At 68.0% G+C, this 14,711-nt stretch carries 16 protein-coding genes; 3 read left to right on the top strand and 13 right to left on the bottom strand.

Annotation, left to right across the window (positions count from 1 at the left end; translation table 11 throughout):
- The first annotated feature begins 6 nt into the window (after positions 1-6).
- Positions 7-639, top strand: coding sequence for a LysE family translocator (locus LXB15_RS13200; protein ID WP_233948895.1), 633 nt, complete (start codon positions 7-9; stop codon positions 637-639).
- Positions 640-728: 89 nt separating this feature from the next.
- Here LXB15_RS13200 and LXB15_RS13195 read toward each other — a convergent pair whose 3' ends face one another.
- Together LXB15_RS13195 and LXB15_RS13190 are read right to left on the bottom strand one after the other, a co-directional pair.
- Entirely contained in the window at positions 729-1,166 is a 438-nt protein-coding gene (locus LXB15_RS13195; protein ID WP_233948894.1) for a hypothetical protein, read from the bottom strand.
- A gap of 4 nt (positions 1,167-1,170) precedes the next feature.
- On the bottom strand, positions 1,171-1,401 hold the full coding sequence (locus tag LXB15_RS13190; protein WP_233948893.1) for a hypothetical protein: 231 nt from the start codon (positions 1,399-1,401) through the stop codon (positions 1,171-1,173).
- Between the two features lie 342 nt (positions 1,402-1,743).
- On the opposite strand from LXB15_RS13190, the gene LXB15_RS13185 reads away from it, so the two are divergent.
- Positions 1,744-2,844, top strand: a complete 1,101-nt coding sequence (locus LXB15_RS13185) for a helix-turn-helix transcriptional regulator (RefSeq protein ID WP_233948892.1) — start codon at positions 1,744-1,746, stop codon at positions 2,842-2,844.
- Between the two features lie 165 nt (positions 2,845-3,009).
- Here the strand turns inward: LXB15_RS13185 and LXB15_RS13180 are convergent, their stop codons facing one another.
- The 4 genes from LXB15_RS13180 to LXB15_RS13165 form a co-directional block, all read right to left on the bottom strand.
- Positions 3,010-4,239, bottom strand: a complete 1,230-nt coding sequence (locus LXB15_RS13180; RefSeq protein ID WP_233948891.1) for an MFS transporter — start codon at positions 4,237-4,239, stop codon at positions 3,010-3,012.
- A gap of 140 nt (positions 4,240-4,379) precedes the next feature.
- Positions 4,380-4,772, bottom strand: coding sequence for a GFA family protein (locus tag LXB15_RS13175; RefSeq protein ID WP_233948890.1), 393 nt, complete (start codon positions 4,770-4,772; stop codon positions 4,380-4,382).
- Between the two features lie 125 nt (positions 4,773-4,897).
- The gene (locus tag LXB15_RS13170) at positions 4,898-6,298 is read right to left on the bottom strand and encodes a HAMP domain-containing sensor histidine kinase (RefSeq protein ID WP_233948889.1); all 1,401 of its coding nucleotides are present in this window, start codon (positions 6,296-6,298) and stop codon (positions 4,898-4,900) included.
- Positions 6,295-6,972 carry a response regulator transcription factor gene (locus LXB15_RS13165; RefSeq protein WP_233948888.1) on the bottom strand — a complete coding sequence of 226 codons (678 nt, stop codon included), beginning with the start codon at positions 6,970-6,972 and terminating at the stop codon, positions 6,295-6,297. Before LXB15_RS13165 ends, LXB15_RS13170 begins: the two co-directional genes overlap by 4 nt.
- 279 nt (positions 6,973-7,251) lie before the next feature.
- On the opposite strand from LXB15_RS13165, the gene LXB15_RS13160 reads away from it, so the two are divergent.
- Complete coding sequence (locus tag LXB15_RS13160; protein WP_233948887.1) at positions 7,252-8,079, top strand: phosphatase PAP2 family protein; 828 nt, start codon at positions 7,252-7,254, stop codon at positions 8,077-8,079.
- A gap of 121 nt (positions 8,080-8,200) precedes the next feature.
- Here the strand turns inward: LXB15_RS13160 and LXB15_RS13155 are convergent, their stop codons facing one another.
- From LXB15_RS13155 to LXB15_RS13125, 7 genes are all read right to left on the bottom strand, one after another.
- Positions 8,201-8,986 carry a hydroxypyruvate isomerase family protein gene (locus LXB15_RS13155; RefSeq protein WP_233948886.1) on the bottom strand — a complete coding sequence of 262 codons (786 nt, stop codon included), beginning with the start codon at positions 8,984-8,986 and terminating at the stop codon, positions 8,201-8,203.
- A 19-nt stretch (positions 8,987-9,005) separates the two neighbouring features.
- Complete coding sequence (gene otnC, locus LXB15_RS13150) at positions 9,006-9,653, bottom strand: 3-oxo-tetronate 4-phosphate decarboxylase (RefSeq protein WP_233948885.1); 648 nt, start codon at positions 9,651-9,653, stop codon at positions 9,006-9,008.
- On the bottom strand, positions 9,650-10,927 hold the full coding sequence (gene otnK, locus LXB15_RS13145) for a 3-oxo-tetronate kinase (RefSeq protein ID WP_233948884.1): 1,278 nt from the start codon (positions 10,925-10,927) through the stop codon (positions 9,650-9,652). Before otnK ends, otnC begins: the two co-directional genes overlap by 4 nt.
- Positions 10,921-11,598: an aspartate/glutamate racemase family protein gene (locus tag LXB15_RS13140; RefSeq protein WP_233948883.1), complete on the bottom strand. Its 678-nt coding sequence runs from the start codon at positions 11,596-11,598 to the stop codon at positions 10,921-10,923. The genes otnK and LXB15_RS13140 overlap by 7 nt, the downstream gene beginning before the upstream one ends.
- A 20-nt stretch (positions 11,599-11,618) precedes the next feature.
- On the bottom strand, positions 11,619-12,317 hold the full coding sequence (locus LXB15_RS13135) for a substrate-binding domain-containing protein (protein ID WP_233948882.1): 699 nt from the start codon (positions 12,315-12,317) through the stop codon (positions 11,619-11,621).
- 56 nt (positions 12,318-12,373) lie between these two features.
- On the bottom strand, positions 12,374-13,690 hold the full coding sequence (locus LXB15_RS13130; RefSeq protein WP_233948881.1) for an alpha-hydroxy acid oxidase: 1,317 nt from the start codon (positions 13,688-13,690) through the stop codon (positions 12,374-12,376).
- Positions 13,691-14,008: 318 nt separating this feature from the next.
- On the bottom strand, positions 14,009-14,686 hold the full coding sequence (locus LXB15_RS13125) for a TetR/AcrR family transcriptional regulator (RefSeq protein WP_233948880.1): 678 nt from the start codon (positions 14,684-14,686) through the stop codon (positions 14,009-14,011).
- Positions 14,687-14,711: the final 25 nt, after the last annotated feature.

Genomic DNA, 14,711 nt, shown 5'->3' with positions numbered 1-14,711 from the left:
CCGACCATGCCGAGCATCGAGATCCTGGCGGCCTTCCTGGCGACGACGGCGGTGTTCGCGGTCATCCCGGGACCGGCCATGCTCTACGCCGCCGCCCGCACCATGGCCGGCGGGCGCCGGGCGGGCCTGATGGCGGTGCTCGGCCTGCATCTCGGCTGCTACGTCCACATCGCCGCCGCCGCCGGCGGGCTGTCGGTGCTGTTCCACGCGGTCCCGACGCTGTATCTCGCGGTCAAGCTGGCGGGCGCCCTCTATCTGGTGTGGCTCGGCGTGCAGATGTTCCGGCAGGGCCCAGCGGCGGAGGCCGGCGTCGTGCCGTCCGCCCCGCGCTCGGGACGGCGCGCCTTCGCCGAGAGCATGACGGTCGAGATCCTCAACCCGAAGACGGCGATCTTCTTCCTCGCCTTCCTGCCGCAGTTCGTCGACGCGGCGGCAGCCTTCCCGATCTGGCTGCAGCTGGCGCTGCTCGGCGTCGCGGTGAATGTCGTGTTCTCGCTGACCGACATCGTCTGCGTGGCGCTGGCCGGGCTGGTGATCGCGCGGCTGAAGCGCTCCGGCCGCGCCCAGCGCCTGGTCCGCCGCGCCGGCGGCGCGGTGCTGGTCGGCCTCGGCGCGCATCTGGCGCTGCAGCGCAGCTGACCGGGCGACCCGCTCGCGGCCGCTGTCAGCCGTGGCAATCATCGCTTTCGGCGTGCTCGGCAGCCGCAACAATCGACATCGCCAAGAACTCAATGTCGCGTCGACGTCAGCTTTCCGTCATCGGCGTCATGATCGACGTCTTTCATGGATTTTTTCGATGCGGACGAAACCTTCATCGCGAGGTTGCAGCCCTGTCCGGCCCGGTTACGGGCCAGGGGAATATCCGGGTACTCGCACGCCAGCCCGTGCGGATCGTCGAGCGCGGTGTAAAGAACGACGGGGATCGCACAGAGCTCCAGCAGGCAGATTGCCGCCCGGACGCTAAAGGAAACTCTGTCGATGCCGACTACTGCGGCGGCGTAGCGCCGGCCCAGCGCCAGCTTTCGCAGATCCTTAACCTGGACGCTTTCTGAGACGATGCCATGATCGAGAAGAATGCCTTCCAGATAGGCGGCAACGAGTGCGTCGTCTTCGACGACCAGGACGTGAAAGCTGTAGGACTCCCTACCTCTGTCGTTATAGCTCATTGACTTATCTCGCCGCCTGTCGCGAGATATCGTCCACCGGTCTGCAGAAGACCTTCGGGTAGTCGCCGCCCTGCAGCAGTCTCGATCTTGCCGCCGCGAACATTCCGTCCCGCATGCAGGTGGACAATCCGAGGCTGGTCTCGGACACGGTGAACCAATGCACGGCGGTGGCGCGCTGGCACTGATGAGCGGGAGTGGAACTCAGGCAGATGGCAATCGCGGCGAGAAAGTTCATTGTCGATGCCCCGTAGACCGGCAGAGCGTCAGGCTCGGCTCAGTGTCCTAAGGAGGCCACGATCAGATCATCCCGGCATCACCCATTTGAGGTAACGTCGTTTCGTGAGGTTTTCGCGGACGAGAATCCGCCGGGAGGGGGAACCAGCAGTATCATGAGCCAGACCGTCTCGTCCTTCTCTGGGTTGTTATTGAGCGAAGCATTCCGGATATTGGATGGACGAACGAAGTCGCATTGGGAGATCGCGGATGACGACAGGACTTGTTCGGTACTTAAAAGCGATAATCCGCACGTGGTCGTGAGGCCGGGGCGACTTGGGTCGACCGGTGGCGACGCCGGAAGATGACGGGTTCCGACGACGAACTCATCGACCGCATCTACGAAACGGCGATCGTCAGGGAACTCTGGCCGGGCGTTCTGAACGAGATTGCCGAGCAGGTGGGCAGTGTCGGCGGCGCGCTTTTCGACGTCCAGCCGGGCGGCATGCGCTGGGTCGGCTCCGACGTCATGTCAGGCCTCCTGGGTGATTTCGCCGCATTGGGAAAGCCGGAGCTGAACATTCGGACCCCGTTCGGACTGAAAACCACCCACGCCGGCTTCATTACCGAGCATGACTTCCTGACCGACGAGCAACTCGACTCCCATCCGTTCTACACGGAATTTCTGCGTCCCCGCGGCTTTGGCTGGTGCGCCGGGACTGCCATCAAGACGCCGACGGGAGACAGGCTGGTCTACACTTTCGAGCGGCGCTATCGCGACGGGCCTTTCGATCGGGAGAAGGTCCGCAAGCTCGACCTGCTTCGTCCCCATCTTGCACGCGCGGCGGTCCTTTCCGGGCGGCTGGCACTGGAGCGGGCGCGAGCGGCCGCGGAGATGCTCAAGATCCTCGGCTTGCCCGGAGCCGTCCTGTCGCATTCGCACCGGATCAGCGCGGCAAACTCGCTGCTCGAGGACCTCGTGCCGGACGTCGTCCGCGATGGAAGCCGGCGGATGGCCTTCGCCGACCCGGAAGCCGACGCGTTGCTGGCGGCGGCGATCGAGCACCGCGATCGCCGGACCGTCCGATCGATCCCGATCGCGGCCGATAGGGACAGGCCGCCGATGATTGCGCATCTGGTTCCCATCCTGCTGGCCGCCCGGGATGTCTTCTCTGCCGCTTCCGATGTGCTGGTGATCACCCCGGTCGCCCATCCGGAAGCGCCCGCTGCCGACATCATCCAGGGCCTGTTCGATCTGACCCCTGCCGAATCCCGCGTGGCGCGTGGCATCGCGATGGGTGAGACCATCCAGGCGCTGGCCGCCCGGTCCGGTCTGTCTCCCGCGACCGTGCGCACGCAGCTGAAATCGGTCTTCCTCAAGACCGGCCTCTCCCGGCAGGCCGACCTCGTCGGTCTTCTCGCCGGGCTTTATGTGCCCGGACCTCGGGAAGAGCTGCCCGACTAGCTCCGGTGCGCGGCGGGGCCGGTCCGGCGGGGTCGCCTTGCGTCCGTGCGTGGCAGGCGCGCCGGGCGCCGACGCTTCCCCGGGGACGCTCCCGGCGCGTCGCGCAGGGCAGGCAGGGTGTCGAGCCCCCCGCCCGCTGCGAGGCGCGCCGTCCCTGCCGCGCCGTCAGCCCGGCGCCGCGGCGCCCGGGCGGTCGTGCTCGATCCGCGGCAGGAACCAGGCGAGCAGCCCCGCCAGCGGCAGGAACGAGCAGAAGCGGTAGACCGCTTCGATGCCGTAGCTGTCGGCCATGCCGCCGAGGATCGCCGCGGCGATGCCGCCGAGGCCGAAATTCAGCCCGTAGAACAGCCCGCCGATGAGGCCGATGCGGTTCGGCAGCAACTCCATCGCGTAGATCAGGATCGAGGCGAAGGCGCTCGCCATGACGAGGTTGATCATCACCGTCAGGACGCCGGTCCAGAACAGGTCGGCATAGGGCAGTATCAGCGTCAGCGGCAGCGGCCCGAGCACCGAGATCCAGATGATGCGGTGGCGGCCGATCCGGTCGCCGATAATGCCGCCGATCAGCGCCCCGGCGGCCGAGGCCATCAGGAACAGGAACAGCATCATCTGCGAGGCCGGGATCGTCAGCCCGAAGCGCTCGATCAGGTAGAAGGTGTAGAACGAGCGGAAGCTCTCGCCATAGGCGTTCTTGGAGAACATCAGCAGCGTCAGGACGACCAGCCCGACGGCGATCGTCGAGGTCGCGTGGCGCGGCAGGCTCGCCTGGTGCCCGGCAAGCTCCGCCCGCACCGCCGCGAAATGCCGGCTGATCGCCGCCTGCTGCCGGCCGATCCAGCCAAGCAGCAGCATCGCCGCCAGCGCCGCGGCGGTGAACCAGGCAAGGCTCGGCTGCCCCAGCGGTACGATGATCAGCGCCGCGCACACCGGGCCGAGCGCGCCGCCGGCCTGGCCGCCGACCTGGAACATGCCCTGCGCCAGCCCCTGCCGGCCGCCCGCCGCATAGCGCGCCATGCGGGTCGCCTCGGGGTGGAAGATCGACGAGCCGATGCCGATCAGCGCCACCGCGACGAGGATCGCCGCGTAGCTTCCCGCGAACGCGAGGGCGAGGAGGCCGGACAGGGTGAACACCATGCCGATGACCGGCGAATAGGGCGCCGGGCGCCGGTCGGTGTAGACGCCGACCAGCGGCTGCAGCAGCGAGCCGGCAATCTGGAAGGTGAGGGTGATCAGCCCGATCTGCGCGAAGTCGAGTTCGTAGCTGCGCTGGATGATCGGATAGATCGCCGGGATCAGCGACTGCATCAGGTCGTTGAGGAAATGCGCCACCCCGAGGACCGCGAGGACCCCCAGATAGGTGCGGGGCTTCAGCGACAAAGCAGGGGCTGTGTTCATCTCGGACCGTCCGTCACGCATCCCGGCATCGCGACCGGGCCGAAACGGCCTACGCCGAAGCGGCGGCGACTGCAAACCCTATGGCGGCCATACTTCCCGGCCGGTACGGCGTCCGCCCGCCGGCCCGGTCGGGCGCCGCCTCAGTCCTCGTCGCGGCTGCCGGAGGTGCGGTCGCGCTCGTATTGCCTTGCGCCCGGCACCGGCGGCAGCCAGGCCTCGCGGCGGATGGTCCAGAGCTCGTAGGTCGGCGTCAATTGGTTCGGCTCATCCAGCGTTCCCAGACTCACCTCGATCTCGTCCTCGCTGCGCCCGAACACCGACGAACCGCAGCGCGGGCAGAAGCTGCGCCCGGCGAACTCGCGCGTCTCGCCGCTGACCGCCACCGCCGCCTCGGGAAAGATCGCCAGCGCCTGGAACACTGATCCGCTCAGCTTGCGGCAGTCGAGGCAATGGCAAAGCCCGACCCAATGGGGCGCGCCGGTGGCGGTGATGCGGACGTCGCCACAAAGGCAGCCGCCGGTGAGTTGGGTCATGGGGGTGGCTCTCCTACTGTATGCGTCGACGCCGGTATTCGGCGCCGTCTATCCGTTGATTGCCACAGAGACAGCATGCGGTTCCATGGGTTGTACCCAGGTCGGCGACGTTAGGCGTTATGGGCTCAAGTTGTCTTTCCTGCTGCAGGGCTTCGCTCCAAGCTGAAGATCAGTCGAAACGCTGCGCCGCTGACGGTAGGCTCCAGGCTGAAGGTGCCTCTCATGCGCCGCATGGCAGTTTCGCATATCGAAAGTCCCAGTCCGCTGCCGGAACGGGCATCATCATTCCCGCGGACGAATCGTGCAAAGTTCGAACCGGGAAACCCCCGTGGCAACCCCGGGCCCGTATCGGTGAACAGAAGCGTTCCGTCGTCGGAGATGGAGACCTTTACGCGGCTGCCGACCGGTGTGTGTTTGCGGACATTATCCAGAAGGTTTCGCAGGATCAGGGCGATCAGTGTCGGATCGCCGCTTATCTGGACCGGCGAGTCCAGGCCGTCCGCCTCGAGCAGCCAGCCGGCGGACACCAGCCGCGGGGCGGCCTCCTGCAGGACCTGGGCGACTGTCTCGCCGAGGTGGAGCGATTGCAGGGAGAAGGCCGTACTGCCGTCCAACCGGGCGATCTGCAGCAGCTGCTCGATGAGACGCGCCATGGCATCGATGTCCTGCATGGCCGCATCCCGGTCCGGATCCGATGCCAGTCCTTCCAGCCGCAGCTTGAGGTCGGCGAGCGGCGTCCGAAGCTCATGGGCGGCATGGATGGAGAAATCGCGCTGCGCCACGGCACCCGCCCTGATGCCGTCCAGGGCCTGGTTGACGGCGGCAATCAGCGGCTGAACCTCCGCAGGGGCCGATGCCCCGGAAAGCCGCTGATGCCCCAGATTGTCGAACGTGATCCGTTTGGCCTGCGCCGCCACGCGCCGAAGTCCTCGTAGACTGAAGCGAACGATGCTCACGGCCGTGATCACCATGACGACAAGCATGGCCAGCGCCGCCCATCCGAGTTCCTCGAGCGATTGGGCGAAGAAAGTATTGGTCAAGGCGGTGACATCCGAACGCGATCGGGCCAGCCGGAGCCATACGCCAAACTCCGGCACGAAGAGTTCGGCAATCAGGACGGGTCCGGCGCCGTCGAGCGTCGGTCCGATCAAGAGGACGGGTTCGGGATCTGCGGGCCCGGGGCGTCCGGCGGGAGCGTTGGCGTCGGAGCGATCCAGCACCCTCCCTGTCGCATCGGTGACGGTGTAGCCGTAGACGGGCCGGGTGCCCGACAGGAGCCCGGTATAAGGCGGGTCAATCTCCGATGATGGCTCGGCCGGGCGGTCAAAGACGACGGTCCCGCCGGGATTGCGCCGAAGCAGTCCCGCCCATTCCTCGACTTGTGTGGATAGCCCGCGCTCTTCTATCCCGAACTGGCCGCGCGTGAACTCCATGGACAGGATCATGCCGGCGCCGATCAGGGTCAACGCGGACATCACGGTCACGACAACCGCGAGCCTCACGTCGAGGCGATAGGCCCGTCTCATGATCGGCTCTCGCACAGGATGTAGCCGAGGCCCCGCAGCGCCTTGAGTTCGACCGTCGCCCCCGCGTCCAGAAGCTTTTTGCGAAGCCGGTGAACCAGCGTCTCGACCGCGTTGTCCGACCATTCCTGGTGAAGCGCATAGAGATGCTCGCCCAGCATCCGCTTCGGCGTCACGCGGTCGCCGGCACGGATCAGCTTGTCGAGGGCGGCATGTTCCTGAGCCGTCAGCCTCACGTCCCGGTCAGCCACCGTCAGACTCATGCTGTGAGGATCGTAGAGAAGATTTCCGATACGCAGCTCGCTCGCCGTGATCTCCGCGGAGCGTCGTCGCAACGCCCTCAGTCGTGCCAGCAGCTCTTCGGTTGCGAACGGCTTGACCAGATAGTCGTCGGCCCCCGCGTCCAGTCCGGCCACCCGGTCCCCGATCTCGTCCCGCGCGGTGAGCATCAAAGTCGGCGTTCGCAGACCGGCGGCGCGGGCAGACCTGACGAGCGCGCGCCCATCGCCGTCGTCGAGCATGACGTCCACGATGCAGAGGTCATAGGCCGCTATTCTCCACGCCGCCTCGGCGTCCGCGACCGTCGCGAACACATCGACCGCATGACCGGCCTCGGTGAGCCGTCGCTCCAGGGCCTCGGAGAGCAGGCGATCATTCTCGACGACCAGAATCCGCACCGCGACTCTCCATAAGCTTGCCTCGGCTGGTCAACGTGAAGCTCTCACTCTGCTGACGGGCTGTGCGTATTCCGACGAAGCCGCCCGCGATTCCCGGATGATGTCGTCCGCCCTATCGAGCGTCGCTGCCCTCCGATTTTCCTGTCACCCGGCGCCTGCCGGGTCAATCTCTCGACGCGGGTTCAAAGGCGCATCCGCCGCACGGCGCCGGCGGCCAGCGCACTGCAGGGTCCGTGTCTGCAAGTTTTCTGCAAGCTGGCCAGCGCATGCGCCCGGCCTATGAGCGCAACCCTATCGAACCCCGTTTCATCTGGCGCGAAATCGGACCCTCTGATTATCGGGTTCTCGATCGCCATTCTGGCAACCAGCGTGTTCTTCTGGCTTTATCCGGAAGTCGACCTGATCGTCAGCAGCTGGTTCTACAGCCCCGGCGACGGCTTCATCTCGTCCAGCGACCCCAATCTGCAGTGGCTCCGTAAAAGCTCTCCCTGGGTTCTGGTCGGGGTCATCGTCATCATACTGGCCAGAGTTCTCCGGGATACCATCAAGGGCGCGTTGACCTGGTCACGGCTGAGGACGCCGATCTGGCTGCTGTCCGGCCTGGCTCTTGGTCCTGGCCTGATCGTGAACGGCCTCTTGAAGTCGCTCTGGGGCCGGCCCCGGCCAGTCAATGTCGACGCCTTTGGCGGGGACGCGGTCCATCAGATGGTCTGGGTCGTCAGCGATTGGTGCGATCGAAACTGCTCGTTCGTCAGCGGAGAGTCCTCCTCGTCGGCCTGGCTTGTCGCGGCGGCCCTCGTGACGCCCAAGCCCGTGCGGCTGGCTGCCACAGCGGCGACGCTTGTCTATGCTGGCGCGTTATCGCTGAACCGGATCGCCTTCGGCGGACATTTCCTGTCGGATGTGATCCTTGCCTGGCTGATCTGCGGGCTCGTCTTTGCAATTCTTTATCGGGTCATTCCGGAAACCGCGTATCCGTTTCGCTCGGGCGGTAACGTATTTGGCCGTCGCGTACGGGATCGACGGGATCTGCCGGGTTCTGCCGATCCCGCGTCGACGTCTCAAGGACATGCCGCTCGCAAGCCGGACGCGTCTCCGCAGGCCTGACCCGCCATCGATCCGCGACCGAAGACCGAAGACCGAATGGCGAGTTTCGTTGGTCGGGCCCGTCGCGATGATCTGTGCCGAGGCGCGCTGCCGGCATCGCGCCCCCGCTAGCCCCGCCCCCCTACGCGCGCCGCGGCAGCCAGCCCAGCCCATCTGCGGTCACGCCGGCGGGGACGTATTCGCAGCCGATGAAGCCGGCATAGCCGATGGCGTCGAGGGCGGAGCGGACGGCGGCGAAGTCGATCCTGCCGCTGCCGGGCTCGTGGCGGCCGGGATGGTCGGCGATGTGGACATGGGCGATCGTCTCGCCGCTGTCGTGGATCGCCTGGACCGGGTCGTCGCCGGCCGCGACGGTGTGGAAGACGTCGAGCAGCAGGCCGAGATTGGCGTGGCCGGCTTCGGCGATCGCCTCGCGCGCCGAGGCGGCGGTGGGCAGGAAGTAATCCGGCACGGCGCCGGGGCTCATCGCCTCGACGATGATGCGGATGCCGCGCTTGCCGGCTTCCTCGGCGGCGAGGCCAAGGTTCTCGAGATAGCAGGCGCGGTGTTCCGGGCGCCATTCCGCCGCCGGCAGGACGCCGGCCATGGCGTGGAGCATGCGGACGCCGACCGCCTCGGCATAATCCAGCCCCTCGGCGAGGTTGGCGCGGAACTCGTCGCGGCGATCGGGAAATATCGCGATGCCCTTTTCGCCGCGGGACGCGTCGCCGGAGCGGAGGCCGAACTGCACGTAGGGCAGGCCGGCCTCGCGCAGCAGCGCCGCCATGTCGGCGGCCGGCACGGCATACGGCGCCGGATGCTCGATGGCGGAAAACCCGGCCGCGCGGGCCGCCGCGATGCGGGACTCGAGCGGCAGTTCGTTGAACAGATAGCCGATATGGGCGCTGTAGCGGGAATTGTCGGGCATGACGGCTTTCGTTGGGGTCTCAGCTCGGGAAGGCGCGGTTGATCTCGGCGATCTGGGCGGCGTCGAGCGGGCGCGTCTTGCGGTCGCCGAGCAGGAAGAACAGCTTGGCAGTCTCCTCCAGCTCCTCGTAGGTCCAGGCGGCGTCGCGCAGCGACTTGCCGGCGACGATCGGGCCATGGTTGGCGAGCAGCATCGCGTGGTGGTCCTTGGCGACCTTGCGCACCGCCTCGGCCAGCGCCTTGTCGCCGGGCCGGAAATACGGGACCAGCGGCAGCTTGCCGACGCGCATCACGTGGTAGGCGGTAAGCGGCGGCAGCACGTCGTCGGTCGTCTCGTGGCAGAGGCAGGAGACCGCGACGCAATGCGTCGAATGGAGATGCACCACCGCCTGCGCCGTCGGCCGCTCGTCATAGACCGCGAGATGGAAGAAGGCTTCCTTGGAGGGCGGGTCGCCGTCGAGGAGCCGCCCGTCGGGGGAAAGATGCGACAGGCGGGCGGGGTCGAGATAGCCGAGCGAGGAATTGGTCGGCGTCAGCAGCAGCGTTCCGTCGTCGAGGCGGATCGAGAGATTGCCGGCGCTGCCGTGCGCGAGCTGCCGGTTGTAGAGCGTCTCGCCGGTCCGGGCGATCAGCTCGCGCGCCGCGTTGATCTCGTGGGGCGTGGTCATCGCGGCGCGTCGCCGGCGAGCGCGGACAATGCGCGGGCGAAGAAGTCCGGCCCGCCGAAATTGCCGGATTTCAGCGCCAGCGCGACGCGGCGGCGTTCGCCGGTGAGGATCGGCACGCCGGGATCGATCTCCGGCCCGACGGTCAGCGCGCCGAGGTCGAGGGCCTGCGCCACGGCGCCGGAGGTCTCGCCGCCGGCGACGACGAGGCGGGTGACGCCCTTGGCGACGAGCGCCTTCGCGGTCCCGGCGAAGAGGGCGTCGAGCTTTTCCGCGACCTCCTCGCGGCCGAACTGCGCCTGCGCGGCCGCGACGTCTTCCGGCTTGCCGGAGGAATAGGCGAGCGGCGCCGGATCGGACGAGTCCAGCAGGAAGTCGCAGAGCGTTTCGACGGTGACGGCGCCGGACATCACGTCGCCGACGGCGATCGCCACCGCCGGGTGATCCTTCGCATGGTGCTCGATCTGGCCGAGCGTCGCGCGCGAGCAGCTGCCCGCGAGGATCGCGCCGGGACCGGCGATGGCGACCGGGCTCGGCGTGCGGCCCTGGGCGAGGCCCTTGGCGATGAAGTTGGCCGGCAGGCCGATGGCGATGCCGGAGCCGCCGGTCAGGAGCGGCGCGTCGGCGAGCGCCTTACCCAGCGTGACGAGATCGTCGTCGGTCGCGGCGTCGGCAATGACGAGGATCTCGCCGCGGCCGCCGGCCTGACGCAGCGCGTCCTTGATCGCCTCCGGCCCGCGCCGGACGATCGGGGCGGCGACGAGCCCGACCGGCGCCTGACACTGGCGGGCGAGCCAGCGCCGAAGGTCCGGGTCGGTCATGGGCGTCAGCGGATGATTCTCCATGCCGCTTTCGCTGAGCAGCCGGTCGTGGACGAAGAGATGGCCCTGATGCACCGTGCGGCCGACCGTCGGGAAGGCGGGACAGGCGACGACGCCCTTGACGCCGAGCGCGTTCGCCAGGGCCTCGCCCACCGGGCCGATATTGCCCTCGGGGGTGGAATCGAAGGTCGAGCAGTATTTGAAGACGATCTGCCGGCAGCCCTGGGCCTGCAGCCAGGCGAGCGCGGCGAGCGACTGCGCGACGGCCTCGGCGGCGGGGATCGAGCGGCTCTTCAGCGAGACGACGCCGGCCTCGATGTCGGCCGGCGCGTCCTCGTCCGGCACGCCCATGAATTGCGAGACCTTGAGGCCACCCTCACCGGGAAGCCCCTTGGCCAGCGTGTTGGCGATGTCGCCGGCGCCGGTGAAGTCGTCGGCGATGACACCGATCAGCATGGCCCTGTATCCCCAATCATCTGCTTCATGCGCGTCACAGCGGCCTCCGGCGCCGTAAACACCGGCACGTCGACCGCCGCGCGCACCGCCTCGGCCGCCCGCGAAGTGGAGAAATGCGCCAGCATGATCGCATCGCGATCCGCCAGTTCCGGCGCGCGAGCGGCGACCAGACGGTTGTGCGACACGGCGTCCCCCTTGCGCAGCAGGTCGATCGCCTCCGCCACGACGATGGTCTCGAGCGAGGCCTTCGAGCCGGTCTCGGCGGTGAAGCTATCGAACTCGGCCTCCATGGTCGAGACGGCCGGGCCGAAGGTCGCCAGCATGCCGATGCGGCTGCCGGCGGCGATCGCGGCGCGGAACATCGCCTCGTTCGGCCGCAGCACCGGGATCGGCAGAACATCGATCATCCGGTCGATCGCCGGGCCGAAGGCCGAGCAGGTGACGAGGATGCCGTCAGCGCCGATGCGGTGGGCGTAGCGGCCGAAATCGACGAAGCGCTCGATCAGCTCCTCCGAGATGGTCGCGCCTTCCTTGGCCCGGTCGAGCGTCAGCCCGTCATCGAGGAGGTTGACGGCCTCGGCCTCCGGCCAGAGCGCCGCCATGGCGGAAGCGACCGGCTCCATGGCGACCGGGGTCGCGTGGTAGAGGACGATGCGGGGTCTGGCTGCCATGGGTCGGTCTTTCGAAACGGTCAGGTGTGGGCGAGGCGCGAGGTCAGGCCACCCGCCGCGTAGGCCGTAGCGGCCTCCGCCGAGGTGAGATGCGCGATCAGCCGGGCGGCGTCACCCGGATTTTCCGCGTCCGCGAAGGCGGCGACGGAGAAGTCCGTGCCGGCCTGGACCGCTTCCGGCAGCGGGCCGGCGATCTTGATGCCGTCCACCGACATCAGTTCGCTGATCTGCTGGATGGCGAGGTCGGCGTTGCCGGCGACGATCTGGCCGGCGGTAAAACCTTCCGGAATGATCGTCGCCTTGGCGTTCACCGCATCGGCGATGCCGAGCGTCTCGATCAGCTTGGCGAAATAGATGCCGCTGGCGCCGCCGCGCGAATAGGCGACCGAGCGGGCGGAGAGGAGGGCAGTCTTGAGGTCCTCGACCGTCTCCAGCTTCGGCGCCGGTGCGTCGCCGGCCACCGCGACGCCGATCTTCGCCGTCGCGATCGGGCGGACGCTGGAGGCGACGACCACGCCGCGTTCGACGAGCTCGGCCATCGACTTGTCGATCAGGATGATCGCGTCGGCGCGCGTGCCTTCCGCGATGCGCTGCATGATGACGGTGGTCGGGTTCCATGTGACGTCCGGGACGATCCCGGTCGCCTGCGTGAAGGACGGCAGGAGGGAGCGCTTCAGGGCGACCTCGACGGCCAGCGTGCTCATCAGTTTCAGGGGCATGGTATTTCCTTGGGTGGGCGACCGCGGCCGGTCGCCTTCTTGTCTCTGCGTCCGGCTCAGTCGCGCGGGCGGACCGGGGCGAGGTAGCTGGAGTCGAGGTCCTGCAGCCGCTTGACGCCGATGAGGGCGAGGTCGCGGTCGATCTCGGCGCGCAGGATGCCGATCGCATGCGACACGCCGTCGGCGCCGCCGATCGCCGCCGCGTAGAGGAAGGGCCGGCCGAGGAAGACGAAGTCGGCGCCGAGCGCCACGGCCTTCAAAACGTCGGTGCCGCGGCGAAGGCCGCTGTCGATCATCACCTTCATCGCGCCCTTCTCGGAGGCGACCTCGGCGAGGCAGTCGAGCGGGGCGACGGCGTGGTCGAGCTGGCGGCCGCCATGGTTCGACAGGATCACCCCGTCGACGCCGCATTCCTTGGCGATGCGGGCGTCGCTGGCGGTCATGATGCCCTTGACGACGAGATTGCCCTTCCAGTTGCGGCGGATCGCCTCGACATGCGACCAGGCGAGCTCGTCGCGCTTCTTCGTGTTGCGCACCAGCTTCGACATCATCGGCGGTCCGCGCTCGGCGTCGGTGTTCTCGAAATGCGGCGCGCCGTGCTTCCAGTAGGTGCGCAGCACCGTGCCGAGCAGCCAGGAGGGCGCGAGGGCGCTCTGCAGCATGACGTTCGGCGTCATCTTGATCGGCATCGAGAAGCCGCTGCGGATATTGTGCTCGCGGTTGCCGAGCAGCGGCGTGTCGCCGGTGACGACGAGCGTCTCGTAGCCGGCAGCGCCCACGCGGTCGACCAGCCGGTCGATCCGCGGCTGGTCGCCGGCGAGATAGGCCTGGAACCAGGCGTCCGGATTGGCGGCGTGGACGTCCTCGAGGCTGATCAGCGAGGAGCCGCTGAGGATCATCGGGATCTTGGAGTCGCGGGCGGCCTCGGCGAGCTGCAGATCGGCGCGGTAGGCGACGAAGGCGGCGCCGCCGAGCGGCGCGATGCCGAAGGGCGCGGCGTAGCGCTTGCCGAACAGCGTGACGCCCTGGTCACGCCCCGACACGTCGACGAACATGCGCGGCAGGAAGCGGTGCTCGGCGAAAGCGTCGCGGGCGGCGCGCAGCGAGGCGCCGGTCTCGACGGCACCGGAAACGTAGCCGAAGACCATGCGCGGCAGATGGCGCTTGGCGTGGCGCTCGAAATCGTCGAGGGCGAGGAGATCGCGGAACTTGCGCGGCGTCGGCTTCTGCGGCTGCGGCAGGCCGGCGCCGGGATCGGCACGGGTTTCGCTGGAGGTGGTGGTCGTTTCGGCAGGCGCTGCGGTCGGCGCGGCCGGGCTCGGCGAGGGGGCTTCCCGCGCATCGTCCGCGCGTCTCACTGTATCAACGTCCATACCTGCCTCCCCGCATCGCTACCGCTGTCACGCCTACACATTGTCAACAATATCGTCAACATCGCCTGAGGGGAGATATCGGCTGCCCAGGCCTGACGGATGGATCAACCCGACATTCGGCAGCAAGGACGATCGATCAAGCCTTTCGTGCTGCGAACTGTGAGGCGAACGGCCGGCCGGGTGGAAAAGCGATCGGTCCGCATTTCCGTTCGGCGCGGTCAACAGGCGGCGGTCCTCAAGCGATGAAGAGCGCCGCTGTCCCGTGAGCGGTTGTCGGCAGCCTCATGATCCCCTGCCAGCGCGGCACCGCCGGACGTCTCAGGCAGAAGCATGCGCCGAGCGCGGGTCGGGGGTCTTCGGCCAGCCCGCCATCGCGGCATCGGCGATCCCCATCAGCTTGCTGCGTCCGGCGCCGTCCTTGGCAAGGGTCGACATGCCCTGGACCACCGCGAAGACATGGCCTGCCAGCATCTCGGCGTCCGCTCCGGAAGGCAGAATTCCCTCGCGGATGTCGCGCTCGATCCGGGCGCGCAGTGCCGCCTCGATGCCCCGGCGGATATCGGCCAGCGCCTCGCGTACCGCCTCGGCCTCGGTGGAACTCGTGACCAGGGAACTGGCGAGAAGGCAGCCGGGCGGCGTGTCGGCACCGGTGTCGCCGAGCGCGGCGGCCACCAGCAGGTCGCGCGCGGCATCATGCGCGCTTGGCGCGTCCGCGATGCTTCGTTCGACGGCTTCGATACCCCCGAGATAGCGATGCACCGCCTCCAGGAACAGGCGCCGCTTGTCGCCGAAGGCGGCATAGAGACTGGGGGGTGTGATGCCCATCGCCTGCGTCAGTTCGGCGACCGACGTCGCCTCGTAGCCGTGGCGCCAGAAGAGATGCATGGCGCTGACGAGCGCCGCGTCCCGGTCGAACGAGAGCGGCCGTCCCGTGCGGCGTGCGGTAGGCGAGGGTTCCATATCGTTTACTATAGAACGCTTGACCCCGGTGATCAAGCGAACTAGACCGCTTCCATAGCGA

This window comes from Aurantimonas sp. HBX-1, assembly GCF_021391535.1.
Taxonomy (GTDB): domain Bacteria; phylum Pseudomonadota; class Alphaproteobacteria; order Rhizobiales; family Rhizobiaceae; genus Aurantimonas.
The sequence above is the reverse complement of the archived record's forward strand: the minus strand, read 5'-3'. Positions and strand labels throughout refer to the sequence as shown.